General features: G+C 64.9%; 21 protein-coding genes and 3 tRNA genes. 11 read left to right on the top strand and 13 right to left on the bottom strand.

What is annotated here, in order from left to right:
* Positions 1-133: 133 nt before the first annotated feature.
* Positions 134-216 (bottom strand) — tRNA-Leu (locus IEX33_RS05780).
* A 375-nt stretch (positions 217-591) separates the two neighbouring features.
* Between IEX33_RS05780 and IEX33_RS05775 the strand changes: the two genes are divergently transcribed.
* From IEX33_RS05775 to pknB, 7 genes are read left to right on the top strand one after another with little or no spacing between them, the layout of a single operon-like run.
* Positions 592-1,335 carry an FhaA domain-containing protein gene (locus IEX33_RS05775; protein ID WP_188728484.1) on the top strand — a complete coding sequence of 248 codons (744 nt, stop codon included), beginning with the start codon at positions 592-594 and terminating at the stop codon, positions 1,333-1,335.
* Entirely contained in the window at positions 1,332-1,814 is a 483-nt protein-coding gene (locus IEX33_RS05770) for an FHA domain-containing protein FhaB/FipA (protein WP_104186625.1), read from the top strand. The genes IEX33_RS05775 and IEX33_RS05770 overlap by 4 nt, the downstream gene beginning before the upstream one ends.
* A 2-nt stretch (positions 1,815-1,816) precedes the next feature.
* On the top strand, positions 1,817-3,484 hold the full coding sequence (locus IEX33_RS05765) for a PP2C family protein-serine/threonine phosphatase (RefSeq protein WP_377090447.1): 1,668 nt from the start codon (positions 1,817-1,819) through the stop codon (positions 3,482-3,484).
* The gene (locus IEX33_RS05760; protein ID WP_188728482.1) at positions 3,481-4,878 is read left to right on the top strand and encodes an FtsW/RodA/SpoVE family cell cycle protein; all 1,398 of its coding nucleotides are present in this window, start codon (positions 3,481-3,483) and stop codon (positions 4,876-4,878) included. The genes IEX33_RS05765 and IEX33_RS05760 overlap by 4 nt, the downstream gene beginning before the upstream one ends.
* A complete protein-coding gene (locus IEX33_RS05755) occupies positions 4,875-6,335 on the top strand; it encodes a peptidoglycan D,D-transpeptidase FtsI family protein (RefSeq protein ID WP_188728481.1) in 1,461 nt (486 codons plus the stop codon). Before IEX33_RS05760 ends, IEX33_RS05755 begins: the two co-directional genes overlap by 4 nt.
* Positions 6,332-8,062: a protein kinase domain-containing protein gene (locus IEX33_RS05750; RefSeq protein WP_188728479.1), complete on the top strand. Its 1,731-nt coding sequence runs from the start codon at positions 6,332-6,334 to the stop codon at positions 8,060-8,062. The genes IEX33_RS05755 and IEX33_RS05750 overlap by 4 nt, the downstream gene beginning before the upstream one ends.
* 15 nt (positions 8,063-8,077) lie before the next feature.
* Positions 8,078-10,036, top strand: coding sequence for a Stk1 family PASTA domain-containing Ser/Thr kinase (gene pknB, locus IEX33_RS05745; RefSeq protein ID WP_188728477.1), 1,959 nt, complete (start codon positions 8,078-8,080; stop codon positions 10,034-10,036).
* Between the two features lie 17 nt (positions 10,037-10,053).
* Here the strand turns inward: pknB and IEX33_RS05740 are convergent, their stop codons facing one another.
* The 3 genes from IEX33_RS05740 to IEX33_RS05730 are packed head-to-tail and all read right to left on the bottom strand — an operon-like array spanning position 10,054 to position 11,659.
* Positions 10,054-10,695, bottom strand: a complete 642-nt coding sequence (locus IEX33_RS05740; RefSeq protein ID WP_104186637.1) for an anthranilate synthase component II — start codon at positions 10,693-10,695, stop codon at positions 10,054-10,056.
* A complete protein-coding gene (locus IEX33_RS05735; RefSeq protein WP_188728475.1) occupies positions 10,692-10,862 on the bottom strand; it encodes a hypothetical protein in 171 nt (56 codons plus the stop codon). Before IEX33_RS05735 ends, IEX33_RS05740 begins: the two co-directional genes overlap by 4 nt.
* Before the next feature lie 2 nt (positions 10,863-10,864).
* A complete protein-coding gene (locus IEX33_RS05730) occupies positions 10,865-11,659 on the bottom strand; it encodes a class E sortase (RefSeq protein WP_188728474.1) in 795 nt (264 codons plus the stop codon).
* Between the two features lie 173 nt (positions 11,660-11,832).
* On the opposite strand from IEX33_RS05730, the gene IEX33_RS05725 reads away from it, so the two are divergent.
* Complete coding sequence (locus tag IEX33_RS05725; protein WP_188728473.1) at positions 11,833-12,084, top strand: cell division protein CrgA; 252 nt, start codon at positions 11,833-11,835, stop codon at positions 12,082-12,084.
* Positions 12,085-12,135: 51 nt separating this feature from the next.
* Entirely contained in the window at positions 12,136-12,747 is a 612-nt protein-coding gene (locus IEX33_RS05720) for a DNA-3-methyladenine glycosylase I (RefSeq protein ID WP_188728471.1), read from the top strand.
* A gap of 239 nt (positions 12,748-12,986) precedes the next feature.
* Here IEX33_RS05720 and IEX33_RS05715 read toward each other — a convergent pair whose 3' ends face one another.
* The 3 genes from IEX33_RS05715 to IEX33_RS05705 all read right to left on the bottom strand — a co-directional run bounded on the left by IEX33_RS05715 (position 12,987) and on the right by IEX33_RS05705 (position 15,417).
* Positions 12,987-13,454 (bottom strand): carboxymuconolactone decarboxylase family protein, encoded by a 468-nt coding sequence (locus IEX33_RS05715; protein ID WP_188728469.1) that lies wholly within the window; start codon positions 13,452-13,454, stop codon positions 12,987-12,989.
* Between the two features lie 529 nt (positions 13,455-13,983).
* Positions 13,984-14,862, bottom strand: a complete 879-nt coding sequence (locus IEX33_RS05710) for a rhomboid family intramembrane serine protease (protein ID WP_188728467.1) — start codon at positions 14,860-14,862, stop codon at positions 13,984-13,986.
* A 9-nt stretch (positions 14,863-14,871) separates the two neighbouring features.
* The gene (locus tag IEX33_RS05705) at positions 14,872-15,417 is read right to left on the bottom strand and encodes a peptidylprolyl isomerase (protein ID WP_104186651.1); all 546 of its coding nucleotides are present in this window, start codon (positions 15,415-15,417) and stop codon (positions 14,872-14,874) included.
* A gap of 155 nt (positions 15,418-15,572) precedes the next feature.
* Between IEX33_RS05705 and IEX33_RS05700 the strand changes: the two genes are divergently transcribed.
* The gene (locus tag IEX33_RS05700) at positions 15,573-16,505 is read left to right on the top strand and encodes a hypothetical protein (protein WP_188728465.1); all 933 of its coding nucleotides are present in this window, start codon (positions 15,573-15,575) and stop codon (positions 16,503-16,505) included.
* 143 nt (positions 16,506-16,648) lie between these two features.
* Positions 16,649-17,524 (top strand): glycosyltransferase, encoded by an 876-nt coding sequence (locus IEX33_RS05695; RefSeq protein WP_188728462.1) that lies wholly within the window; start codon positions 16,649-16,651, stop codon positions 17,522-17,524.
* Positions 17,525-17,545: 21 nt separating this feature from the next.
* Here the strand turns inward: IEX33_RS05695 and IEX33_RS05690 are convergent, their stop codons facing one another.
* The 6 genes from IEX33_RS05690 to gyrA form a co-directional block, all read right to left on the bottom strand.
* Positions 17,546-18,496, bottom strand: a complete 951-nt coding sequence (locus IEX33_RS05690) for a DMT family transporter (RefSeq protein ID WP_188728459.1) — start codon at positions 18,494-18,496, stop codon at positions 17,546-17,548.
* Between the two features lie 96 nt (positions 18,497-18,592).
* Positions 18,593-18,668, bottom strand: a tRNA-Ala gene (locus IEX33_RS05685).
* A 71-nt stretch (positions 18,669-18,739) separates the two neighbouring features.
* Positions 18,740-18,856: a DLW-39 family protein gene (locus IEX33_RS19325; protein ID WP_219816817.1), complete on the bottom strand. Its 117-nt coding sequence runs from the start codon at positions 18,854-18,856 to the stop codon at positions 18,740-18,742.
* A gap of 69 nt (positions 18,857-18,925) precedes the next feature.
* Positions 18,926-18,999, bottom strand: a tRNA-Ile gene (locus tag IEX33_RS05680).
* A gap of 97 nt (positions 19,000-19,096) precedes the next feature.
* Positions 19,097-19,822, bottom strand: a complete 726-nt coding sequence (locus IEX33_RS05675; protein ID WP_188728457.1) for a DUF3566 domain-containing protein — start codon at positions 19,820-19,822, stop codon at positions 19,097-19,099.
* Positions 19,819-22,494, bottom strand: coding sequence for a DNA gyrase subunit A (gyrA, locus tag IEX33_RS05670; protein WP_188728455.1), 2,676 nt, complete (start codon positions 22,492-22,494; stop codon positions 19,819-19,821). The genes IEX33_RS05675 and gyrA overlap by 4 nt, the downstream gene beginning before the upstream one ends.
* Positions 22,495-22,526 lie beyond the last annotated feature (32 nt).

The following is a 22,526-nucleotide window of genomic DNA, read 5'->3' as shown; positions in this document are numbered from 1 at the left end:
CGGCACCCGGGCTTGGACATAACACCCCGTAACACCTGGGTGAGAAGTCCAACCCGCGGTGCAATCAGCATTATGCAAACTCAGTGAACGCAGAAGAGCCCCGGTCCTTAGACCGGGGCTCTTCCTGTTTGCGTGCGCGAGGGGGGATTTGAACCCCCACACCCTTTCGGATACTGGCACCTGAAGCCAGCGCGTCTGCCGTTCCGCCACTCGCGCGCAACTTCTTTCATCCGGCCACGGCCGGTTTCCCGGATCCGCAACCCTGTGAAAGCAGCGAGATCAAGCATAACGGACAGTGGACGGAAATTACCAATTGGGCTTCCGTGCGCCTGCCCGGCTCCGGCGGAACCCGGAAATTCGTGCCCCCGCCCGGGGATGGAACTGGGGCCGGATCCGGCCCGGCTGCGACTTCGGAGTGAACTTTTGCAGGCGGCGGGCCGTTGTTGATTAAGGTCATTCACAGGCCTGCCCAGTAGTATCGGATGTAGGAGTGGCTGCCGCACGCGCGCACGCTCCTGAGTTGTGAACTGCACGGCGGGTGAAGTTCCGGAACGGAAACTGCCCCGCAGCCGGGGGGAAAGGAGAAGAATCATGGGTCTGCTGGACAAAGTTGAACGCGGCATTGAAAAGGCTGTCCGGGGCGTCTTCTCCACCGGCTCCCGCGCCCAGGTTGAGCCTGTGGAAATCGCCAGCAGGCTGCGCCGCGAGGTGGACCACAAGGCCCTTACGGTCTCGGCCGGCCGCACACTGGCACCCAACGTTTTCGACGTCCAGCTCAGTGAAGACGACTTCAAGAGGGCCCAGGAATGGGGCACCCCGCTGGCCGAAGAACTGTGCGATGTGGTGATCAACCACGTCCGCAGCCAGGGGTACACGCTTCAGGGATCGGTGCGGATTTCCTTCCGCCGGGACACGGAGCTGCGCGCCGGCGACTTTGAAATCATCTCCACCACCGAAAAGACCCAGGGTTCCCCGGCGGGCGCCCCCGCACGCTCCAACGTGCCGGCAGCTCCCAGCCGCCAGCCGGTCCGGCTCCAGCCCGTCCTGGACATCGACGGGCAGCGCTACTCCCTCAACGCGCCGTCCATCGTGCTGGGCAGGTCCTCCGACGCCGACATCCATGTCGAGGACACCGGCGTTTCCCGCCGCCACCTGGAAATCCGCACGGCCGACGGCGTGACCAGCGCAGTGGATATGGGATCCACCAACGGCAGCTACGTCAACGGGCAGAAGGTGTCAGGGAGCACCGAGCTCACTGACGGCTCCACCATCACTATGGGACGGACAAAAATCATCTTCCGCCTTCTGCCTGCCGGCCCTGGTGGCCGCGCATGAGCGACCTGACCATCACAGCCCTGCGCTTTGGCTTCCTCCTGCTCCTCTGGGTGCTGATTTTCAGCATCGTGTCAGCGATGCGGCGGGACCTCATGGTGGGGCGCAAGGCGGCGTCCGGCGCTCCAACCCAACGCGAGGTCCGCAAAAACCCGGGCTTGGCGGAAGCCGCCCCGCAGCCGGTTAAGCAGCAGGCCCACCAGTTGGTTGTCATCGAGGGACCGCTGAAGGGAACCACCCTTCCGCTTGCCGCCAGCCCCATCCTCCTGGGACGGGCCCAGGAGGCCACGCTGGTCCTGGAGGACGACTACGCCTCCGGCCGCCACGCACGGCTGTTCCCCCAGGGCAGCCGCTGGTTCATCGAGGATCTCGGCTCAACGAATGGAACGTACCTGGCGGACCAGCAACTTACCCGTGCCCTGCCGGTTGAGCCAGGGGTACCCGTGAGAATCGGCAAGACGGTTATCGAATTGAGGCCATAGCCGTGGCCGCCACGCAATTCCCCGCAAACGGGCACCAGCCCCCGCAGCGGCCCCTCATCATGCGCTTCGCCGCGCGCTCCGACGTCGGCCGCATCCGCTCCAAGAATGACGATTCCGCCTACGCAGGGCGGCACCTCGCCGTCGTCGCGGACGGAATGGGTGGCCACGCAGGCGGCGATGTTGCCTCCGCCGCCACCGTCCTGGACATGATCCACCTGGACCGCGGCGGCTACCAGGGTGACGCCGGCACGGTCCTTGCCGATGAAATCCAGACCGCGAATTCGCTGCTGTCCGAACTGGTGCACCAGAACCCCAAGCTCGCGGGAATGGGCACCACGGTCACGGCCCTCCTGCTGGCCGAGGGAAAGCTCCACTTCGCACACATTGGCGATTCCCGGGCCTACCGCCTGCGCGACGGCGAGTTCAAGCAGGTGAGCGTGGACCACACGTTCGTCCAGCGGCTCATCGACGAAGGCAGGCTCCGCCCGGAGGAGGCCGAGAGCCACCCGCACAAGAACGTCCTGATGCGGGTCCTTGGCGACGTCGACGCCAGTCCCGAACTTGATCTCGACACCCTGGACGTTCGGCCGGGCGACCGCTGGCTGCTCTGCTCCGACGGGCTCAACTACGTTGCGGGCCACGCCGTGGAGCGGACGGTACGGGAGACCAAGGACCTCCGCGAGTGCGTGGAAACCCTGGTTGACCTGACCCTCGAAGCCGGATCCCCGGACAACGTCACCGTGATCATGGTGGAAATCGTCGAAGAAACGCCCGACGACGTCAGTACGGCCGCCGTCGAAGTCATTCCGTCCACGAATGCCGCCTTGGCCGCTGCCGCGGCAGCCCGGAAGGACACCCCGCCGGAGGGCAGGAATGCCTCTGCCCAGGATGCCGGGGACCCTGCCTCCACCGAAGCGAAGGACTCGGGAGGTTCCAAGGACGCCGGCGGTGCTCCGTCCGTGCAGGCGGGCGCCACCGATCCGCACCTGGGCGAGCACCTGTCCGCGGAAGTCCTGCGGGAAGAGCTGGCGTCGCGGCCGCACGAACTTGTGGGTGCTGCCGCTGCGGCCGCCGAGTCCGGTTCCATCCCCACCATCGCGGGGCGCACTGTGGCGCGCAGGGCAGCAACCCTCCTCACCCACAGGGCCGAACAACGGGGCAACGACGCCGAGGAAGCCCTCGTACCGCCCAAGCCGCGCCGGTGGGTCACCTGGACCATCGCCGCTTCGGTGCTGGTGGCGCTGACGGTGGGCCTGTGGCTGGGCTATGCCTGGACGCAGACCCGGTACTACGTGGGCGAGTTCGATTCACGGGTGGCCATCTACAACGGGGTTTCGCAGCGCCTGGGGCCCATCGGACTGTCCAGCCTGGAGACCGTCACGGAGATCCGGATGGATTCCCTGCCGCCCTTTTCCCAGCAGCGGGTCCGCCAGACCGTTCCCGCCAACGACCTGTACGACGCCCAGCGCATCGTAAAGAACCTTGAGCTCACCGGGACCACGTCTCCAGAACAGGACTGCCCGGCGCCTTCTCCGTCCCCGGCAGCCTCCACCCCTGCCCCGGCGCCCACGGACTCCGCGGCCGCTGCACCGGCCCCGGACGCTTCGCCTGCGCCGGCGGGCCCATCCCCCTCACCCAGCCCCTCCGTCACCTGCGAGGCGGTCCAATGAGCCAGCTCAGCACCATGCCCAAACCGCGCCGCAACGTAGAACTTGCATTGCTCCTGCTCGCCCTCGCCGTAGGCATCGGCGCCAACATGCTGGTGGGCATCGACCGGGAGGACGCGTTTGATTCCGACTTCTGGTTCCAGTCCGGCCTCCTGGCCGTTGCTGCCCTGGTCTTCCACGGCGTCCTTCGCCTCCGCGCAAAGTATGCCGATCCGGTAATACTTCCGCTCGTGGTCGCGCTGAACGGGATCGGGCTTGCCATGATCCACCGGCTGGACGCCCCCGGTGACGACACCGGAAACAACCAGCTCCGCTGGACACTCATCGCCATGGCCGTAGCCATCGGGGTGATCTGGTTCCTGAAGGACCACAGGATCCTCCGCCGGTTCACCTTCATTTCACTGGCTGCCAGCGCACTCCTCCTGATCCTGCCGCTTGTTCCGGGCATCACCGCCGGCGAGATCCTTGGCGCACGGGTCTGGATCCGCCTCGGCCCCATGACGTTCCAGCCCGGCGAGGTCGCGAAAATCACCCTGGCTATATTCTTCGCTGGTTATCTTTCCTCCAACCGGGACCTGATCCTGCTGGCGGGCCGCAAGGTGGGGCCGCTGCAGTTCCCGCGTTTCAAGGACATGGGCCCCATGATCACCGCGTGGCTGGTCAGCATCGGTGTGCTCATCTTCCAGCGGGACCTGGGCTCCTCCATCCTCTTCTTCGGCCTGTTCATCGTGATGATCTACGTGGCCACCAGCCGGATTAGCTGGGTTGTCATAGGCCTGGCCCTCATCGCCGGCGGCGGGTTCGTGGCCGCCCAGGTGTTCTCCCACGTGCAGCTGCGCATCGACGGCTGGCTCAATGCCTTCACACCGGAGGTCTACGACCGGTTTCCCGGCGGAAGCCGGCAGATCATTCAAGGGCTCTTCGGCATGGCCAACGGCGGCCTGGTGGGCACGGGACTGGGCCAGGGCCGCCCGGACCTGGTTCCCTTCGCGAACAGCGACATGATCATTGCTTCCCTGGGCGAGGAATTGGGGCTCATCGGCCTGTTCGCCGTCGTCCTGATGTACCTGCTGCTGTTCACCCGCGGTTTCCGGGCTGCCCTGGGCACCCGGGACGCGTTCGGAAAGCTCCTTGCCTGCGGGCTGTCCTTCGCCGTGGCGCTGCAGTGCTTTGTGGTGATCGGCGGCGTGACCCGCCTGATCCCGCTGACGGGCCTCACCACACCGTTCCTGGCGGCGGGCGGCTCGTCCCTGCTGGCCAACTGGATCATTGTTGGCCTGCTCCTGATGATTTCGCACACCGCGCGCGGCCCCGTGGACACCACTCCCTTGCCGCCGGGCAAAGGATCGGAAGCACCAGGCATTGATACTCCTACCGAGGCGGTGAAGCACCTGTGAACCAGGCAATACGGCATTCATGGGTGGCGGCCATCGCCATGTTCGCACTCATCTTTGGAGCCATCAGCTACGTCCAGGTGATCGGGGCCGACGAACTCAAGGCCAACCCCTGGAACCAGCGCGCCGTCCTGCAGAGCTTCTGCAACGACCGTGGCGCCGTCATTGTGGGTGGATCCCCCGTGGCGGAATCCGTGGAGACTGGTTCGGAAACCTGCGCCTTCCAGCGCACGTACCCGCAGCCGGAGGCCTACGCAGGGATCACGGGGTACTTCTCGCAGAACTTCGGCGCCACCGGCCTGGAGCAGTCCATGGGAGCGGAGCTTGCCGGCAACTCGGACCAGCTGTTCCTGGACCGGGTGGGGCAGCTGTTCCTCGGAAACCAGCCCAAGGGCGCATCGGTGGAACTCACCATCGACCCCGAAATCCAGCAGCTGGCCTATAGTCTGATCCCGGACGGGCAGCGTGGCTCCATTGTGGTCACCAATCCCAAGACCGGCGCCATCCTGGCCATGGTGTCCAAGCCGTCCTATGATCCGAACCTGGTGGCCACCCAGGACCTCGCCGCGGCCGATGCCAGCATGAATGAACTGATCAAGGTGCCCGGGATCAACCTGAACCCGAACGTCAGCGGACCCACCGGGGAACTGCTGGCCCCTGGCTCAGTGTTCAAGCTGGTGGATACCGCAGCGGCCCTGGCATCCGGGAAGTACAACAAGGACAGCGAACTCCCCAACCCTGCGGAGCTGCCCTTCGAGGGCATCCAGTACCGCCTGCCCAACTACGCGGGCGGCAACTGCTACACCCGGGACACAGCCAGTTTCGCCTTCGCACTCCAGCAGTCCTGCAACACCCCCTTCGCAAGCATTGCCCTGGACCTTGGCCGTGACGCCATTGCCGAACAGGCGGCGAAGTTCGGGTTCGGCCAGGACATGGGCGATCAGCTCAAGCTGGACTACGCCAGCGGCAACACCTTCCCTGATGACCTCGACGGCCCCGGCCTGGCGCAGTCCGTCATCGGGCAGAAGGACGTCAGGGCTACGCCGTTGCAGGTGGCACTGATGACCGCCGCAATCGCGAACGACGGCGTCCAGATGCAGCCCACCCTCATCAAGACCCTGCGCTCCCCGGACCTCCGCGTGATTGATGAACCCCAGCCGAAGCAGTTGCGGACCTCCACTACCCCGGACATCGCCAACCAGATTACGGAGTGGATGGTAAGTGCGGTCAGCGAGGGCATCGCCAACCGGGCGGCTGTTCCCGGCGTCCAGGTGGCAGGAAAGACCGGAACCGCCGAGCTGGGCAACGGAGCGAACAACTCCTGGTTCACCGGCTTTGCCCCCGCAAACAACCCCCAGGTGGGTGTCACGATCGTCATGGAAGGCGTGGACATCACCACAGGAGCCCAGCTAACCAGTCCGAACGCGAAGAGAATTTTTGAGGCGGTGTTGAATAAGTGAGGCCTACAACCGGAATCACCCTCGGCGGGCGGTTCCAGCTGACCACGCGGATCGCGATTGGTGGCATGGGTGAAGTGTGGAAGGCGAAAGACCTCGTCCTGGGCCGCATCGTCGCGATCAAGGTGCTGAAAGAGGAGTACACGGGCGATCCCGGGTTCCTCCAGCGTTTCCGTGCCGAGGCCCGCCACACAGCACTCCTGAACCACGTGGGCATCGCCAACGTCTTTGACTATGGCGAGGAGGAAGGTTCCGCCTACCTGGTCATGGAGCTGGTCCCCGGCCAGCCGCTGAGCAGCATCATCGAACATGAGCAGGTCCTTTCGCCGGACCGTACGCTGTCCATCATCGCGCAGACCGCCCGCGCCCTCTCCGTTGCGCACGCGCAGGGCCTGGTGCACCGCGACGTGAAGCCAGGCAACCTCCTGATCACCCCTGACGGACGGGTCAAGGTCACGGACTTCGGCATTGCCCGCCTCGCCAACCAGGTGCCGCTCACCCAGACCGGCCAGGTGATGGGCACGGCGCAGTACCTGGCACCCGAGCAGGCCACCGGCCAAACAGCCACCGGTTCGTCGGACATCTACGCGCTGGGCGTCATCGGCTATGAGTGCCTGACCGGCCACCGCCCCTTCTCCGGCGAATCCCAGATTGCGATTGCCCTCGCCCAGGTCAATGACGCTCCGCCGCCCCTGCCGGAATCACTGCCCACCCCGGTACGCGCCCTCCTGATGTCCATGCTGGCCAAGGACCCCAAGGACCGTCCGGAGAACGCCATCAAGCTGGCCGAAGCAGCAGAGGCCATCCGCAACGGTGACATCAGCGCAGCCCGCGCAGCCGTCCCGGGAATGCTCCTCTTCGACGCTGACACCGGCCCCATCACGGCTCCGGTAGACACTGCGACGGCGCCGACCGGCGTCATCGGCGCACAGCGGGATGATTCCACAGACCGTACTTCAGCTCTGCCGGTTGTTGGCGCGGGTGCAGCGGGTGCAGCCGCTGGAGCGGCGGCCGGCGCTGCGGGTGCAGCCGCCGACGCCGACGCCCCCCAGGGGACGCTGGCCCGGGCCAACGCCCTCGCTGCGGAGCGCAAGTGGGTTCCGGAAGACACAACGTACGACGACGATCCCGCCGATGAGCCCCAGCGCAAGGGCCGCAGTCCCTGGACCTGGCCGCTCATCGCCCTGATCCTGCTGCTGCTGTTCGCGCTGGTGGGGTTCTTCCTCAGCCAGCGGGGAATCCTTTTCCCCTCCGAGGACCCCACGTCCGGTGTAACCACCAGCAGCGCGGCACCGAGCAGCGCCAGCCCCACCCGGACAAGCCAGTCCGCCACCCCCACGCAGACCCGCTCGACGCCGACGCCGACCACCGAGCCCACCCAGGAACTGGTCAACGTGATACCGGCCGCCTACCTGGGCAAGGACTACCGGCAGGTGCAGGCAGACCTCGCCGCATTGGGCCTCGCCGTTACGGTTGTTCCGCAGGAGAGCACCGCCGATGCCCCTGGACGTGTCCTGGAACTGAACCCCACGGGGGCCGTTCCGGAGGGCACTGCCATCACCGTCGTTTACGCCGTGGCGCCCGAACCTGAGCCCACAACATCTGCCCCAGCTCCGGCTCCCACCGCAGCACCCACCACCTCGTCGGTGGCGGCGCCTGCCCTGGAGTCACCCCTGCCCGATTGCACGAACGGCCAGCAGCCGGGTACGCCCCCAACCTGCAACCAGTAGCCGCCAGGACATCCCATGAATGAGTCACCGCGCACCCCATTGCACCGTGAGGACAGCCTCCCGGTGGATAATCGCCGCGTCCTGAGTGGCCGCTACGAACTGGGCGGCCTGATCGGGCGCGGTGGCATGGCAGACGTGTACCGCGGCGTGGACACCCGGCTGGGGCGGACGGTGGCCATCAAGCTGCTGCGCCCGGACCTTGCGCGTGATCCGCAGTTCCAGGCCAGGTTCAAGCGCGAAGCACAGGCTGTGGCCGCCCTGAACCACTCTTCCATCGTCGCCATCTACGACACAGGCGAGCACCTCGTCCACGATGGCTCCGAGGACGTCCGCGTGCCGTACATCGTGATGGAATTCGTGGAGGGGAAAACCCTCCGCGAACTCATCCGCGGCCACGACGTCACCATTGGCCAGGCCATCGACTACTGCATGGGCGTCCTGGGTGCGCTCGAGTACAGCCATAAGGCCGGGATTGTCCACCGGGACATCAAACCGGCCAATGTGATGTACTGCGAAAGCACCAACTCGGTGAAGGTGATGGATTTCGGGATAGCCCGCGCCATCGCGGATTCTTCGGCCACCATGACCCAAACCCAGGCCGTGGTGGGTACTGCCCAGTACCTGTCTCCCGAACAGGCCCGCGGTGAGGCCGTAGATGCGCGGAGCGACCTCTACTCCGCTGCCTGCCTGCTGTACGAGATGCTCACGTCCCGTCCGCCGTTCGTCGGCGACAGCCCCGTTTCGGTGGCCTACCAGCATGTCCGCGAAATAGCGGAGCCGGCGAGCACCCTCAATCCGGAGGTCACTCCGGCCCTGGACAGCGTGCTGGCAAAGGCCCTGCAAAAGAACCGGGACGACAGGTTCCAGGATGCGGCGGCCTTCCGCCGTGCCCTGCGCGCTGCCCGGTCGGGGGTGCCGGTTCCTGCCGTACCGGCCTCCGAAGCCCCGACGGACCCCAACGACCACGTCCCGGCCCCATCTGCTCCGGCCACCGAAGCGTTCGGAGTCACAGGGGCGGGCTTCCTGGACGATGCTCCTACCGGCAGGCTGGCCGCAACGCATGCGTCCTCCGGTGACCGCGGGGCCGGTTTCCCCCTGGCAGCCGGCATGGATGACCGGACCCAGGCGGAGGCGCTGCCGCTTGGCCTCCCTCCGGAACGTGAGCCGAGCCCCCGGCAGAAGTCCCGCCGTCGTGCATGGATTGCCACCCTGGTGGTCTTCACCCTTCTCGTCCTGGCCGGCGGTGGGCTGTGGCTGTACAGCACCGTCAACCGGCCGGCCCCGGAGATTCCGAAAGTCCAGATCCCGGTGGTCGCTGCCATGACAGAATCGGCGGCGCTGCAGGAACTGTACAACGCCGACCTCAAGCCAAGGATTGTCCGGTCGCAGCACGATACCGTTCCCAAGGGCACGGCTATCGGCACCGAACCGGAGTCCGGCGCGTCCATGGATCCGGGGGCGGAGGTGGTCCTGAACATTTCCGAGGGCCCCAGCGCCGTGATGATCCCCGAAAGCCTCCCGGGGAAGACGGAAGCGGCAGCCAGGGATATCCTGCGCCAAAGCGGACTGGTTGGTGCCCCTTCCACCACCACGGCCAACAGCGCCACGGTTCCTGCCGGAATTGTCATCACCACCACCCCCGCGCCGGGCCAGATGGTCGGGGTAGGAACCAGCGTCGAACTGATTGTGTCCACGGGCAAGGTTGCGCTGCCGGAACTGCGGGGACGCACCCGCGAAGAGGCTGAAGCCGCGCTCAAGGAACTGGGCCTGGTCCCTGCGGTGATCGAGGTGGAGAACGCCCAGGTGGAGGCAGGAAGGGTGACGGACCAAAGCGATCCGGTCAACGCCACAGTGGAGCAGGGCAAGACCGTCACGATCGTGGTGGCCAAAGCTCCACCACCACCCCCGCCGAGCCCCGAGCCGACAGCGACGCCGACACCCAAGCCGACCCCCACTGACAAGGATGACGACTGAGCGGGTCAGCCTGCAGGTCAGTGCTGGATCAGCGGACTCAGTTTGGCTGCCCGGGCGGCGGCGCCCTTCATCCCCAGCGACTCCAGCCAGTTCCCCAGCATCTGGTAGCCGCCTTCAGTCAGCACGGACTCCGGGTGGAACTGCACGCCGCACAGCGGCGCCGTCCGGTGCTGGAGTCCCATCACCACACCTGTTGCGGTCTCGGCAGTGATCTCCAGGACGTCAGGAATCGATTCGCGGACGGCTGCCAGCGAGTGGTAGCGCGTAGCGGTAACGGGGGAGGGGAGCCCGGCGAAGACGCTCGTGCCGATGTGCTGGACCAGGGACGTCTTGCCGTGCATCAGCTCCGGGGCGTGCGTGACCTTCCCGCCGAAGGCCTCCGCCAGGGCCTGGTGCCCCAGGCACACACCGAACATCGGCACGCTGTTCTCGCCGCACCACTTGATCAGCTCAATGCACACCCCGGCTTCCGCGGGGTTGCCGGGACCGGGTGAGATGAGCACACCGTCACGGGTGCCGGCCAGTTCAATGGCCTCCGCCAGTGTGACGTCGTCATTGCGGACAACCGTGGTCTCGGCGCCGAGTTCCTGGAGGTAGCCCACCAGGGTGTAGACGAAGCTGTCGTAGTTATCCACCACGAGGATTTTGGTTGTGGTCATGGCTGGCTTGCTGAACCAATCGTTGAGTCGGTGAATTGGGTGTATTCGGACATCCAGGGAAAAAGGAACTGAACCATCAATACCAGTGCGGCAGCGATGAGCACCAATGAGGTGACGATCCGCAGCCACAGGGGCCCGGGAAGCTGCCGGAAGATCCAGCCGTACATGCTCAGCCCTTTCCGATCGCCGCAGCCACCTGGTCCGCGATTTCGGCGGGGGGACCTGCCGAGGCGGGGCGCCAACTGTCCAGGAGCGAGTAGGCAATGATGCGTTCTTCGGCCCCATAGCGGGGGTTGCAGCTTGTCATGGTCAGGTATCTTTCGGTGGGGACGGTCCCCGGGAGTGTCGGCACCGGTTCCAGGACGTCGGTACGCGATGGCATCACGATCTGGTTGTTCCGGAAGACATAGACGTAATAGCCGTCCTTGGTCTGGACGTAGATCTTGTCCCCGGGAACCAGGGTGTGGATGTTGTCCAAAACGGCGCCGTGGGTCTGGCGGTGTCCGGCAACGGCGAAATTGCCGACTGCTCCCGGCATGGCGGTGGTGCCGTAGTGTCCCAGCCCCAGGGTGTCCAGAACATCGCCGGTGGTGCCCTCCACAATGGGGCGGGTGTAATTCTTGCCGAACCGCGGGATGTACATGATGCCGATAGTGCCGGCGTGGCCGGGTGCGGCGGACACCACCGGCTCGCCGAAGTCCTCCCCGGCGGGAGCCGCAGAAGCGTCCGGGGCGGCTGGTCCGGCCGGGGCAGCGCCGCCGAGGTCCTGGGCGAATTCCTTGATCACTTCGCTCTGCCTGGCGTCCGATTCGACGTTGGTCCACCACAGCTGCCAGGCAACGAACAACAGGAGGATGATGCCGGCGGTGATGAGCAGCTCGCCAACCACCTGGACAGCTCCGCGCAGAATTACGACGCCGGCAGGCGCCGCAGCGGCTCGCCCCGCCTTCTCCTGCAACACCACGCGTTCTCCTCGGGGCGGTTCCACGGGCACCGGCGGCCCGTGAACTACGGCTAGAATTGGCTGCTAGTAAGAATCCAGATTTGACCAAGATCGCGCAGACCGCTGGCAATTTCCTTCTTGCAGGATACCAAGCCCGGAACGCCGAGCTTGCCTCAGCCCGCCAAGGAGAGCCAGTGCCCGAGTCAAAGCCACGCAAGAAGACTGCCAGCACCACCACGCAGGCTTCTTCCCAGACGTACAAGCCGAACGCGGTGTGGTTCAAGCCCGTGATGTTTGGGCTGATGATCATCGGCCTTTTCTGGATCATCACGTTCTACATCAGCGAAGGACGCTTTCCGGTCCAGGCGTGGGAGTCCTGGAACATCGTGGCCGGTTTCGGTATCGCCATCGTTGGATTCCTGATGACCACCCGCTGGCGCTCATAGCTTCTTTTCCCGGACGGCCGGCAGGCCGGACCTTAGCCCGTAGGGAAACGCATGCCCCCTGACGATCACGGTGTCCAGTTGGGCGGAGACGGCCTGGCCCGCCCGGCGTGGGCGTCCTCAGACCCGTTGCTGCGGGACTACTACGACCATGAATGGGGCATGCCCGTCAGGGATGAGCAGGGCCTCTACGAACGCATCTGCCTGGAAGGTTTCCAGGCAGGGCTTTCCTGGGCCACTATCCTGCGCAAGCGCCACGCGTTCCGGACAGCTTTTGCCGGCTTCAACCCCGACGCCGTCGCACAGTTCACTGAGGCCGACGTCGAGCGGCTGTTGCAGGACGCCGGCATTGTCCGGAACAGGCTGAAGATACGTGCCGCGGTGACCAATGCCCACGCGACTCTTTCGTTGCGGCAGGACGGCGGCCTGGTGGACTTTGTGTGGCAGTTCCAGCCCGAAGCAACCCCCCGCCCCCGGACCCACGCGGACATCCCCACCCAGTCGGCGGAATCCATCGCCCTCTCCAAGGCCCTCCGGAAGAAGGGCTTCGCCTTCGTGGGCCCCACCACCATGTTCGCCCTTATGGAAGCCATCGGAATGGTGGACACCCATCTGGTGGGAAGCCACCGGCGGGGATCCTCCGGGGTTTGGCCGGACGCAGGCTAGGCGGAAGCGCCCCTGGCAGGCCCGCCCGGTCTACTGCGCCAACGGCGGCCGCATGACACCACGGCCCGCGCGCTTTCCCCAGCTGTTAGGAACCTTATCCACAGCCACCCGCCCATCGGAAGACGTTCAACGTGCCGATCCCCGCCGCGACGGCGGCACGCGCTAATCCTGCACCCCGGACGCAGTTATTAACAGTGTGGAATACCTGTGGATAACGGACGGGGACAGGCCCGGCAGGCTTAGCGCTCCTTGCGGACCGGGTGGTGGCTGGTGATCGACACCCGGTTGAAGGCGTTCATGGCAATGGCCAGCCAGCTGACCACGGAGAATTCCTCCTCCGTCAGGTGTTCCCTGGCATAGGCTTCATCCTGCTCCTGTGAGCTGTGGCCGGGAAGGGACGTGATGCTCTCGGCCAGCGCCAGGGCGGCACGCTCCTTTTCGGTAAACAGTGCAGTGTCCCGCCAGGCCGGCAGTACGGCCAGCCGCTGCGGAGACTCGCCTGCCTGGACCGCATCCCTGACATGGAGGTCCAGGCAGTAGGCACAACCGTTCAGCTGTGAGATCCGCACGTGCAGGAGTTCCATGGTCCTCAGCTCCATTCCCGCCTCCTGCGCCGCTTCCTTGACCTTGAGCCCCAGGCCATTGAGCGCGCGCCACACGGCGGGGTGCTGCTTGTCGAGGAAGATGTGTTTTGTGGTCGCAGTCATGGACCCTCCTGTCGGAAACGGACGTAAGCCAAGGGTAGGCGCCCGGTGCTTATCCACTTACCAACATGCCGATACCCACAAGTTATCCACAGTTGTGGATACAAGCGGAGTCAAGCTGGGCTGCCGAGGCCTGCACGCTGCAATGCGGGCCTGTACACAGACGTGAACTACAGCGTTGTTGTTTATTAACAATGTGAATAACGGTGTTGATAGTTCCGTTCTGAACGGCGGCCAGGGCCCCTTGGGAAAGAACTTTCCCGAGGTTATCCACAGAACCTCATTCTGCGGCCGGTTTGTCCACTTAAACACACCCGTATCCCCAGAGGTTATCCACAACTGTGGAGAAAAATAGGCCCGTTCTGGGGAAAACGGCCGCAATTCAGCGGTCTGGGAGGGTCTGCACGATGAACTACATGCCTGTAAGTTACCAACACTGTGGATAAGGGCTGTGGAAAACAAAAACCCCGCCGTCCTCGGGACGGCGGGGTTTCTTGTGCGTGGTGTGGGTATCGGCTGCCCGAACCTGGTCCTAAAGGGAAATCCGTACCCAGCTGAGGGCAATGAGCAGCAGGAGGACTCCGGTCAGTCCTGCCGCCTGGAGGAGCCGCTGCCGCGGACCGCGCGGAGTGTAGGCCAGGACCGCGGCGCAGAGGCCGCCGGTGACAAGTCCGCCCAGGTGCGCCTGCCAGGCGATCTGGGGAATGATGAACCCGATCACCCCGTTGATCGCGATGAGGACCCACAATTGCCGGGTGTCACCGCCACGGTGGCGCTGTACCAGCAGCATGGCCCCGAAGAGGCCAAAGATGGCACCCGAAGCACCGACCACTCCGTACAGCGGCTGACCAGGTGTATAGAGCGGAGTCAGCAGAAGGTAGCCAACAGAGCCGCCCAGCGCTGACAACAGGTACAAGGCCAGGAACCGGACGCGGCCCAGGAGCGGTTCAAGGGCCTGGCCGAAAATCCACAGCATGTACATGTTCAGCGCGATGTGGAGGATAAACCCCTGTGAGTGCAGGAATGCGGCCGAAAGCATCCGCCACGGTTCGAATTCCCCGTATTGGGGCTCCGCGTAGTAGTTCGCAAAACCGAGGCTCTGATAGATGCCATCGTTGGGCACCAGCCACTGCAGGACATACATCACACCGCACAAGGCGATGATCCCGAACGTCACCCGTGGCTTGCCGGCAGCTACGGCGCCGCCATAGACGGTCCGCACCTCCGGCGTCGTACGTTTTGTTTCGTTGACGCAGTCAACGCATTGGAATCCGACGGCGGCCGCCCGCTGGCAGTCGGGGCAGGCCGGTCGTCCGCAGCGCTGGCAGCGGACGTAGGAGGGCCGGTCCGGGTGCCGTGGGCACACCGGAACCTGGGCGGACGGCTCAGCCGCCGGAATTCCGTAGCTCATGGCGCGGTATTACAGCTGTTCGATGTCGATGCTGTTGATGGTGACATCCTCCACCGGACGGTCGCCCATGCCGGTGCGCACGCCCTCGATGGCGTCAACAACCTTCTTGGAGTCGTCGTCTGCCACCTCACCGAAGATGGTGTGCTTGCCCTGCAGCCAGTCGGTGGGGATGGTGGTGATGAAGAACTGCGAGCCGTTGGTGCCCTTGCCCATCCGGATGCCGGCGTTGGCCATGGCCAGCTTGTAGGGCTGGTTGAAGCCCAGTTCGGGGTGGATCTCGTCATCGAACTGGTAGCCCGGACCACCTGTACCGCGGCCCAGCGGATCGCCGGCCTGGATCATGAAGTCCTTGATAATGCGGTGGAAGATGGTGCCGTTGTACAGGGGCGTACCGCTCTTGTCTTCGCCGGTCTCCGGGTGGGTCCATGCCTGCTCACCCGTGGCGAGGCCAACGAAGTTCTTGACCGTCTTGGGGGCGTGGTTGCCGAAGAGGTTGACGACAATGTCGCCGAGGCTGGTGTGAATGGTTGCTTTTGCAGTTGCGATGGCAGTCATAGGCCCTATTCTTCCACGGCGGCCCTGGGAGCGAACGGCTGCCGTCGCAGTTCCGCGCTGGGTGAAATCCTCCTAAAATCCGCTGGGGGAATAGCAGGTGAACACCAAGCCACGTAGGCTAACCACAGAACCGTCACATTAATCGGGAGGTAGTTGTGAAGAAGTCGGACCGTATTGCCCGTGACCTTGAACTGTCAGTCACCAGCGCAGTGGAGAATGCCAAGGATTGGGCAACCCCCCGTGTGGAAGCAGCCATTGACCGTCTCCAGCATGGCCTGGACACCGCATCTCCAAAAGTCCAGGAAGGCCTGAAGTCCGCGGCCCACAACCTGGCCGACGGTGTAGCAACGGTGACCCCGCGTATCCAGGACGGCCTGGCCCAGCTCGCTCCGAGGATCAACGACGCTGTGGACAACGCGTCGCCCCGCCTGCACGAGGCCTTGGACAAAGCAACCCCGGTGATTCTGAACGCCCGTGACCGCGTGGTTGTGGAATACCTGCCTCGACTTTCGGACCAGATCGGTTCTGCCTCCGACGCCGTGCACCGCACGCTGGAGAACACGCCTGCACGGGTGGACGCCGTCGCCCACAAACTCGGTGACGTGGGAATCATCCACGCCATCCAGGAACAGGCGCAGGCCACCGGTACCCAGCTGAAGGCCGCAGCAACCGAAGCCGGCCGCACGGTGGGAATCCAGCTTGCACAGCCGGAACCCCCCAAGAAGAAGCGCGGCTGGCTGGTTTTCGGTGTGATCGCTGCTGCGGTTGCAGCCGGCGTCGCGGCCTGGAAGGCTTCCAAGCCGGTCGAAGACCCCTGGAAGACCCCGTCCCCGGTAACACCCACGCCGGCACCCGTACCCGCCACCACGGTGAACGAGGTCCAGGAGTCACCGGTAAGCGCGGCAGCTCCGGCAGCCGCCGAGGCCGGCACCTCCTCCGACAAGGCTGAGGAAACCGGCGAGAAGGCAAAGCACGTGGCCGAGGAAGCCGCTGACAGCACAGCGAAGGCAGCCACGGACGCGAAGACCGCTACCAAGAACATCGCCTCCAACATCGGCAACGGTGACAAGGGCGCATCACAGTCCTGAATCAACAGTCCTGATGTACCCGGTCCTCGGTGGGCCGGAACAGCAACCGGAAAGGGCCTCGCCGCAGGGCGGGGCCCTTTTCCCGTCTCCGATGGTTTCGGTGTTTCGGAGGCGGGGCGCCGTTCGGTGCTAGATTTGAACCGATGTCAGCCGAACAATCCTCTGGGGATGCCTTGAACCACGCAGCAGACCTGCCCCGCGTGTCCATTGTCATCCCGGCGTACAACGAGGAGAGCGTCATCCGGCAGTGCCTCATAGCTGCCATCTACCAGTCCGTCCCGGCCCACGAAATCGTGGTGGTGGACAACCTGTCCAAGGACCGCACGGCCCGCATTGTGCAACAGATGCAGCTTGAGTACCCGGAGACCCCCATCGTCCTGCTCAGCCAGGACAAGGAGCAGGGGCTGATCCCCACCCGGAACTTCGGACTGGACCATGCCACCGGGGATGTCCTGGGCAGGATCGACGCCGATTCGGTGGTGGAACCGGACTGGGTGGAGCAGGTGCAGAAAGCGTTCCTCGACCACTCCGTCCAGGCAGCCACGGGCCCGGTGGTGTACTACGACATGCCAATGCGCCGCTTTGGCCTCAAGGCAGACGACAAAATGCGCCAGCTCATGTTGAAGCTGGCCAAGCACCAGTACCATTTCCTCTTCGGCTCCAACATGGCGCTGCGTTCCACCGCATGGGAAACCATCCGGGCAGAAACCTGTCGGGACGAAAAGGACGAGATGCATGAGGACATCGACCTGTCCCTGCACCTGGCCGAGAACGATCTGAAGATCCAGTACTGCCCCCAGATGGTGTCCGGGATGTCTGCCCGCAGGCTTGAGGATTCACCGCGGGACTACCGCTACTATGTCACCCGCTTCGACCGGACCTACAAGGCCCACAACGTCAAGAAGATGGCACTGAAGGCTCCCATGGTGGTGTTCTTCTCCGTGTACTTCCCCGCCAAGCTCCTGCGGGCCATCCACACCGTCAATACCGCCCAGCCTGTGCGCCGCGGCGGTCAGTAGAGGGCACGCAGCGCGCCGGCGTCAGTCGGTTCCCAGCTCCGCGAGTGGCAGGTCCGACGGCGGTTCGTTCCTCCCGTTTGCCGCTGGCCTTCCGCGGCGTGCGGCTTTGCCTGACCGCTGGCCCAGCACCACAACGGCGAGACCCGCCAGGATAAGCCCCAGGCCGGCGTAAGTACCGGCGGGAAGTGTTTCGTGGAGGAAGACCGCGGCAAGAAGCGCAGCTCCCGGGATCTCCAGGAGGATGATCATGGAGACCAGGAGCGGACTCATGGTGGCCAGCAGGTGGTTGAACGCGGTATGCCCCACCAGCTGTGCACAGACTGTGATGGCCAGGATCCCCAGCCAGCCGGCGGCTTCAAAGCCCACCAGCGGTTGCCTGCCAAGGAGCGCCAGTACGGCAACCAGGGCTGCACACATCCCGTAGCAGAGCGTGGTGTAGGTGCCCGTCGTCATGCTTTGCCGGGCTTTTCCCCCTGCCAGTGTGTAGAGGCCGGCCAGCGCCCCGCCGGCGACGGCCAGAAGGTCACCCAGCAGGGCATCCGGCGAAGACCCCATGTCGAATCCGGTGATCGCAACAACGCCGCCAAAAGCGATGCCGAGGCCAGCCAGCACCTGCCACCGGTGGCGGGTCCCGCGGAAGAGCTGGAAGACCGCTATCCAGGCTGACTGCAGGCATACCAGTGCCGTGGCCGCGGCAACGGAGGTGAGCTGCAGGGAGGTGATGAAGCAGGCGAAGTGCAGGGCCAGCGCGCCGGCGGCCAGCACACACCAGCGGAACTCACGTTGGGTGATCCTGCCGAACTGCCGGGGTTCCCGGATGAGGGTGGGAGAGGCCATCACGGCAGCGCCGATGGCGTTGCGCCAGAATGCAATGGCCAGGGCACTCACAGTGGTGGCCCCGAGGGTGGCAGCAATCAACGGGCCGGACGAGGCGACGCCCAGTACACCGATGGCTGCGAGAAAGAAGTTCACTGCACTACCCTAATGGGCGGTCCGGACCGGATGCTGCGGGGTTCCGGTGCCAAGCAAAAGTCCCGGCCAGCGTTTCCGCTGACCGGGACTTTCCTATGGTGGAGGCACGGGGACTCGAACCCCGAACCCCCTGCTTGCAAAGCAGGTGCGCTACCAATTGCGCCATGCCCCCATAAGAAGCAACCCGTCAATCATACCCTAGAACCAGGGAGCCTTTGACCAGCTCCGTTCCGGGCTCCGGGGCTAGTCCACCGTATCGGTTGACTTGCTCCAGACATCTTTCCGGGCCTCGGATTCCTGTGCTTTCCGGTAGAGCAGGACGCCTGCGATTGCCGCTGCCACTACAAGCAACTTCTTCACATGCTCCCCGTTCCGGTCCGGCTGCGGGCTACGCAATCCAAACCTACACTTGAACCTGCACAGGTTCCGTGGGCGTACCAGGACTTGAACCTGGGACCTCTTCGTTATCAGCGAAGCGCTCTAACCGCCTGAGCTATACGCCCCGATGCCTCATCGGGCCGAGACATGACTTTACAGCACATCCCGGCCCGATCTCAAATCGGGCCTTTCCGCGGCTGTCAGGCCTGCGGAAAAGGGACTTTAGTCGTCCGTGAGGGTAACGCCGATACCGCCCACCAGGGTGGCGGAGATGTTGTACAGCACAGCGGAAAGCATGGAAAGCGCGGTCAGCAGGACCACGTTCACCACCGCGATGATGGTGGCAAAAGAGGCCACCTGGCCCAGGGAAGCCACCTTCTTCAGCTCAAAGCCGCCGCCCTCGGAGCCGGCCAGCGTGCCCAGCAGGCTGTCCACCTGGTCGAAGATGCCCGTCAGGTCAAGGACGGTCCACAGGACAATGGCGGCCACCACCGTGACGATTCCCAGGGCCACGGACAGGAGGAAGGCCATCTTCAGGACAGACCACGGGTCCACCTTGCTGATGAGCAGCCGGGCGCGCCGGACCTTTGCCTTCGGTGCAGGCTTCACAAGGCCGGGGTTGCCCTGGCCCGGAGCGCCGACTGCTGGGCGCTGGCCGGCTGCTGCGGGCCGCTGTCCCGGTGCCGGGCGCTGGCCGGGCTGGCCGGGCTGGCCGGGCTGGCCTGGCTGGCCTGGCTGGCCTGCAGGACGGTCGTTCTGGCCCTGTGCCGGACGGTCACCCTGTGCAGGACGCTGGCCGGGAACGGCGGGGCGTTGCCCGGGGGCGGCGGCGGGGGCGGCCGGGCGCTGCTGCGGACGGACGGGAGCGTTTACCCGTGGTGCGGCTGAGGGCCGGTTTCCGTCCGGAGCGGTGCTGTTCGACTTGGGAAATGAGTCGGGATTACTCACTCGTTACCTTCCGTGTAGTCTTCGTTCGGCTCAGCGTCGCCCGAGGCGTCCTCTGACTCAACGGCCGGTGATTCTTCTGCCACTGCTGGGCTGGTGGAATCCTCGGGGGATCCGCCATCTTCAGCCAACGTTACGTCATCCTCCGGCGATTCCTCGCCCTCAAGACCCCGTTCGCTGTTGCGTGCCACCTCGATAATCCGGTCATTTTTGTCCGGCTTGGCAAAGATGACGCCCATGGTGTCGCGTCCCTTGGCAGGGACTCCGGCAACCGAGGAGCGGACCACCTTGCCGCCCTCCATGACCACCAGCACCTCGTCCTCTTCCTGGACAATCAGTGCCCCCACCAGGTCACCGCGTTCTTCCGCGAGCTTGGCTACCTTGATCCCCAGCCCCCCACGGCCCTGGAGCCGGTATTCCTCAACAGCTGTCCGTTTGGCGTAGCCGCCCTCGGTGACGATGAAGACGTAGGAACCGTCGGTCACCACGTTGGCGGCCAGCAGCTCATCCTCTTCGCGGAATTTCATGCCGGTGACGCCGGAGGTGGCCCGGCCCATGGGGCGGAGCGCATCCTCGGTTGCGGTGAAGCGGATGGACTGGCCCTTGCGGGACACCAGCAGCAGGTCGTCGGTCTCGGATACCAGCTGCGCGGAGACCAGCTCGTCCCCGTCGCGGAGGTTGATGGCAATAACGCCGGCGGAGCGGTTGGTGTCGTAATCCTCCAGCCGGGTTTTCTTGACCAGCCCGCGCTTGGTTGCCAGCACCAGGTAGGGAGCCTGCTGGTAGTCCTTCAGGTCCAGGACCTGGGCGATGTGCTCGTCCGGCTGGAATGCCATCAGGTTGGCCACGTGCTGGCCCTTGGCGTCCCGTCCGGCCTCCATCAGTTCGTAGGCCTTGGCACGGTAAACGCGGCCCAGGTTCGTGAAGAAGAGGAGCCAGTGGTGCGTTGTCGTGACGAAGAAGTGCTCCACCACGTCGTCACCGCGGAGCTGGGCACCCTTGATGCCCTTGCCGCCGCGCTGCTGGGAGCGGTAGTTGTCGCTGCGGGTGCGCTTGACGTAGCCGCCCCGGGTAATGGTGACCACCATTTCCTCTTCGGGAATGAGGTCCTCCATGGACATGTCGCCGTCATAACCCATGAGGATCTTGGTGCGGCGGTCATCCCCGTGCTTGTCCACGATTTCGCCCAGCTCGGTGCTGATGATTTCCCGCTGGCGCTGCTCGGAGCCGAGGATCTGGTTGTACTCGGCGATCAGGGCTTCGAGTTCGGCGTGCCGGTCCTGGATCTTTCGGCGTTCAAGGGCGGCAAGTCGGCGCAGCTGCATATCCAGGATGGCCCTGGCCTGCAGTTCGTCGATGTCCAGCAGTTCCATCAGGCCGTCACGGGCTGCCTCGGTGGTGTTGGAGGCGCGGATCAGGGCGATCACTTCGTCCAGCATGTCCAGTGCCTTCAGGAGGGCCCGCAGGATGTGGGCTTCCTCCTCAGCCTTGCGCAGCCGGTACCGGGTACGGCGGGCAATGACGTCCATCTGGTGGGTTACCCAGTGGCGGATGAAGGCGTCCAGGCTCAGCGTCCGCGGAACGCCGTCCACGATGGCCAGCATGTTGGCGGAGAAGTTGCTCTGCAGTTCGGTGTGCTTGTAGAGGTTGTTCAGCACCACCTTGGGCACGGCGTCGCGCTTGAGGACGATGACCAGCCGCTGTCCGGTGCGGCCGGAGGTCTCGTCCCGGAGGTCGGCAATGCCCTGGATCTTCCCGTCCTTGACGAGCTCGGCGATCTTGATGGCCAGGTTGTCCGGGTTGGCCTGGTACGGAAGCTCGGTGACCACCAGGCAGGTGCGGCCCTGGAGCTCCTCGACGTTTACCACGGCACGCATGGTGACCGAACCGCGGCCGGTCCGGTAGGCATCCTCAATGCCCTTGTGGCCCAGGATGGTGGCGCCGGTGGGGAAATCGGGGCCCTTGACGCGCAGCAGGAGTTCTTCCAGCAGTTCCTCGCGGCTGGCCGTGGGGTTGGCCAGGTACCACTGCACCCCGTCAGCTACCTCGCGGAGGTTGTGCGGCGGAATGTTGGTGGCCATGCCGACGGCGATACCCGAGGAGCCGTTCACCAGCAGGTTGGGGAAACGGGCAGGAAGGATGGTGGGTTCCTGGTTCTTGCCGTCGTAGTTGTCCTGGAAATCGACGGTTTCCTCGTCGATGTCACGGACCATTTCCATGGCCAGCGGCGCCATCTTTGTTTCGGTGTACCGCGGTGCGGCAGCGCCGTCATTGCCCGGGGAACCGAAGTTGCCCTGGCCGAGGGCCAGGGGGTACCGCATGGTCCAGTCCTGGATAAGGCGGACCAACGCATCGTAGATCGCGGTGTCACCGTGGGGGTGGTACTGGCCCATGACCTCGCCCACCACGCGGGCGCACTTATTGAAGGAGCGGTCCGGCCGGTAGCCGCCGTCGAACATCGCGTAAAGGACCCTGCGGTGGACTGGCTTCAGTCCGTCGCGGACGTCGGGGAGTGCACGGCCCACGATGACGGCCATCGCATAGTCGAGGTAGGACCGCTGCATTTCAGTCTGCAGGTCCACCTGCTCCACGCGGTCTATCAGCACGTCGCCTTCAAGAACGGTGTCCGGAATGCCGGCTTCGGAGGCCGGGTTCTCGGGTGTTTCGTCGCTCATATTAATTTCCGTTTCAGGTATATGTCAGTAAT

Source organism: Pseudarthrobacter scleromae (genome assembly GCF_014644515.1).
Taxonomy (GTDB): Bacteria; Actinomycetota; Actinomycetes; order Actinomycetales; family Micrococcaceae; genus Arthrobacter; species Arthrobacter scleromae.
The sequence above is the reverse complement of the archived record's forward strand: the minus strand, read 5'-3'. Positions and strand labels throughout refer to the sequence as shown.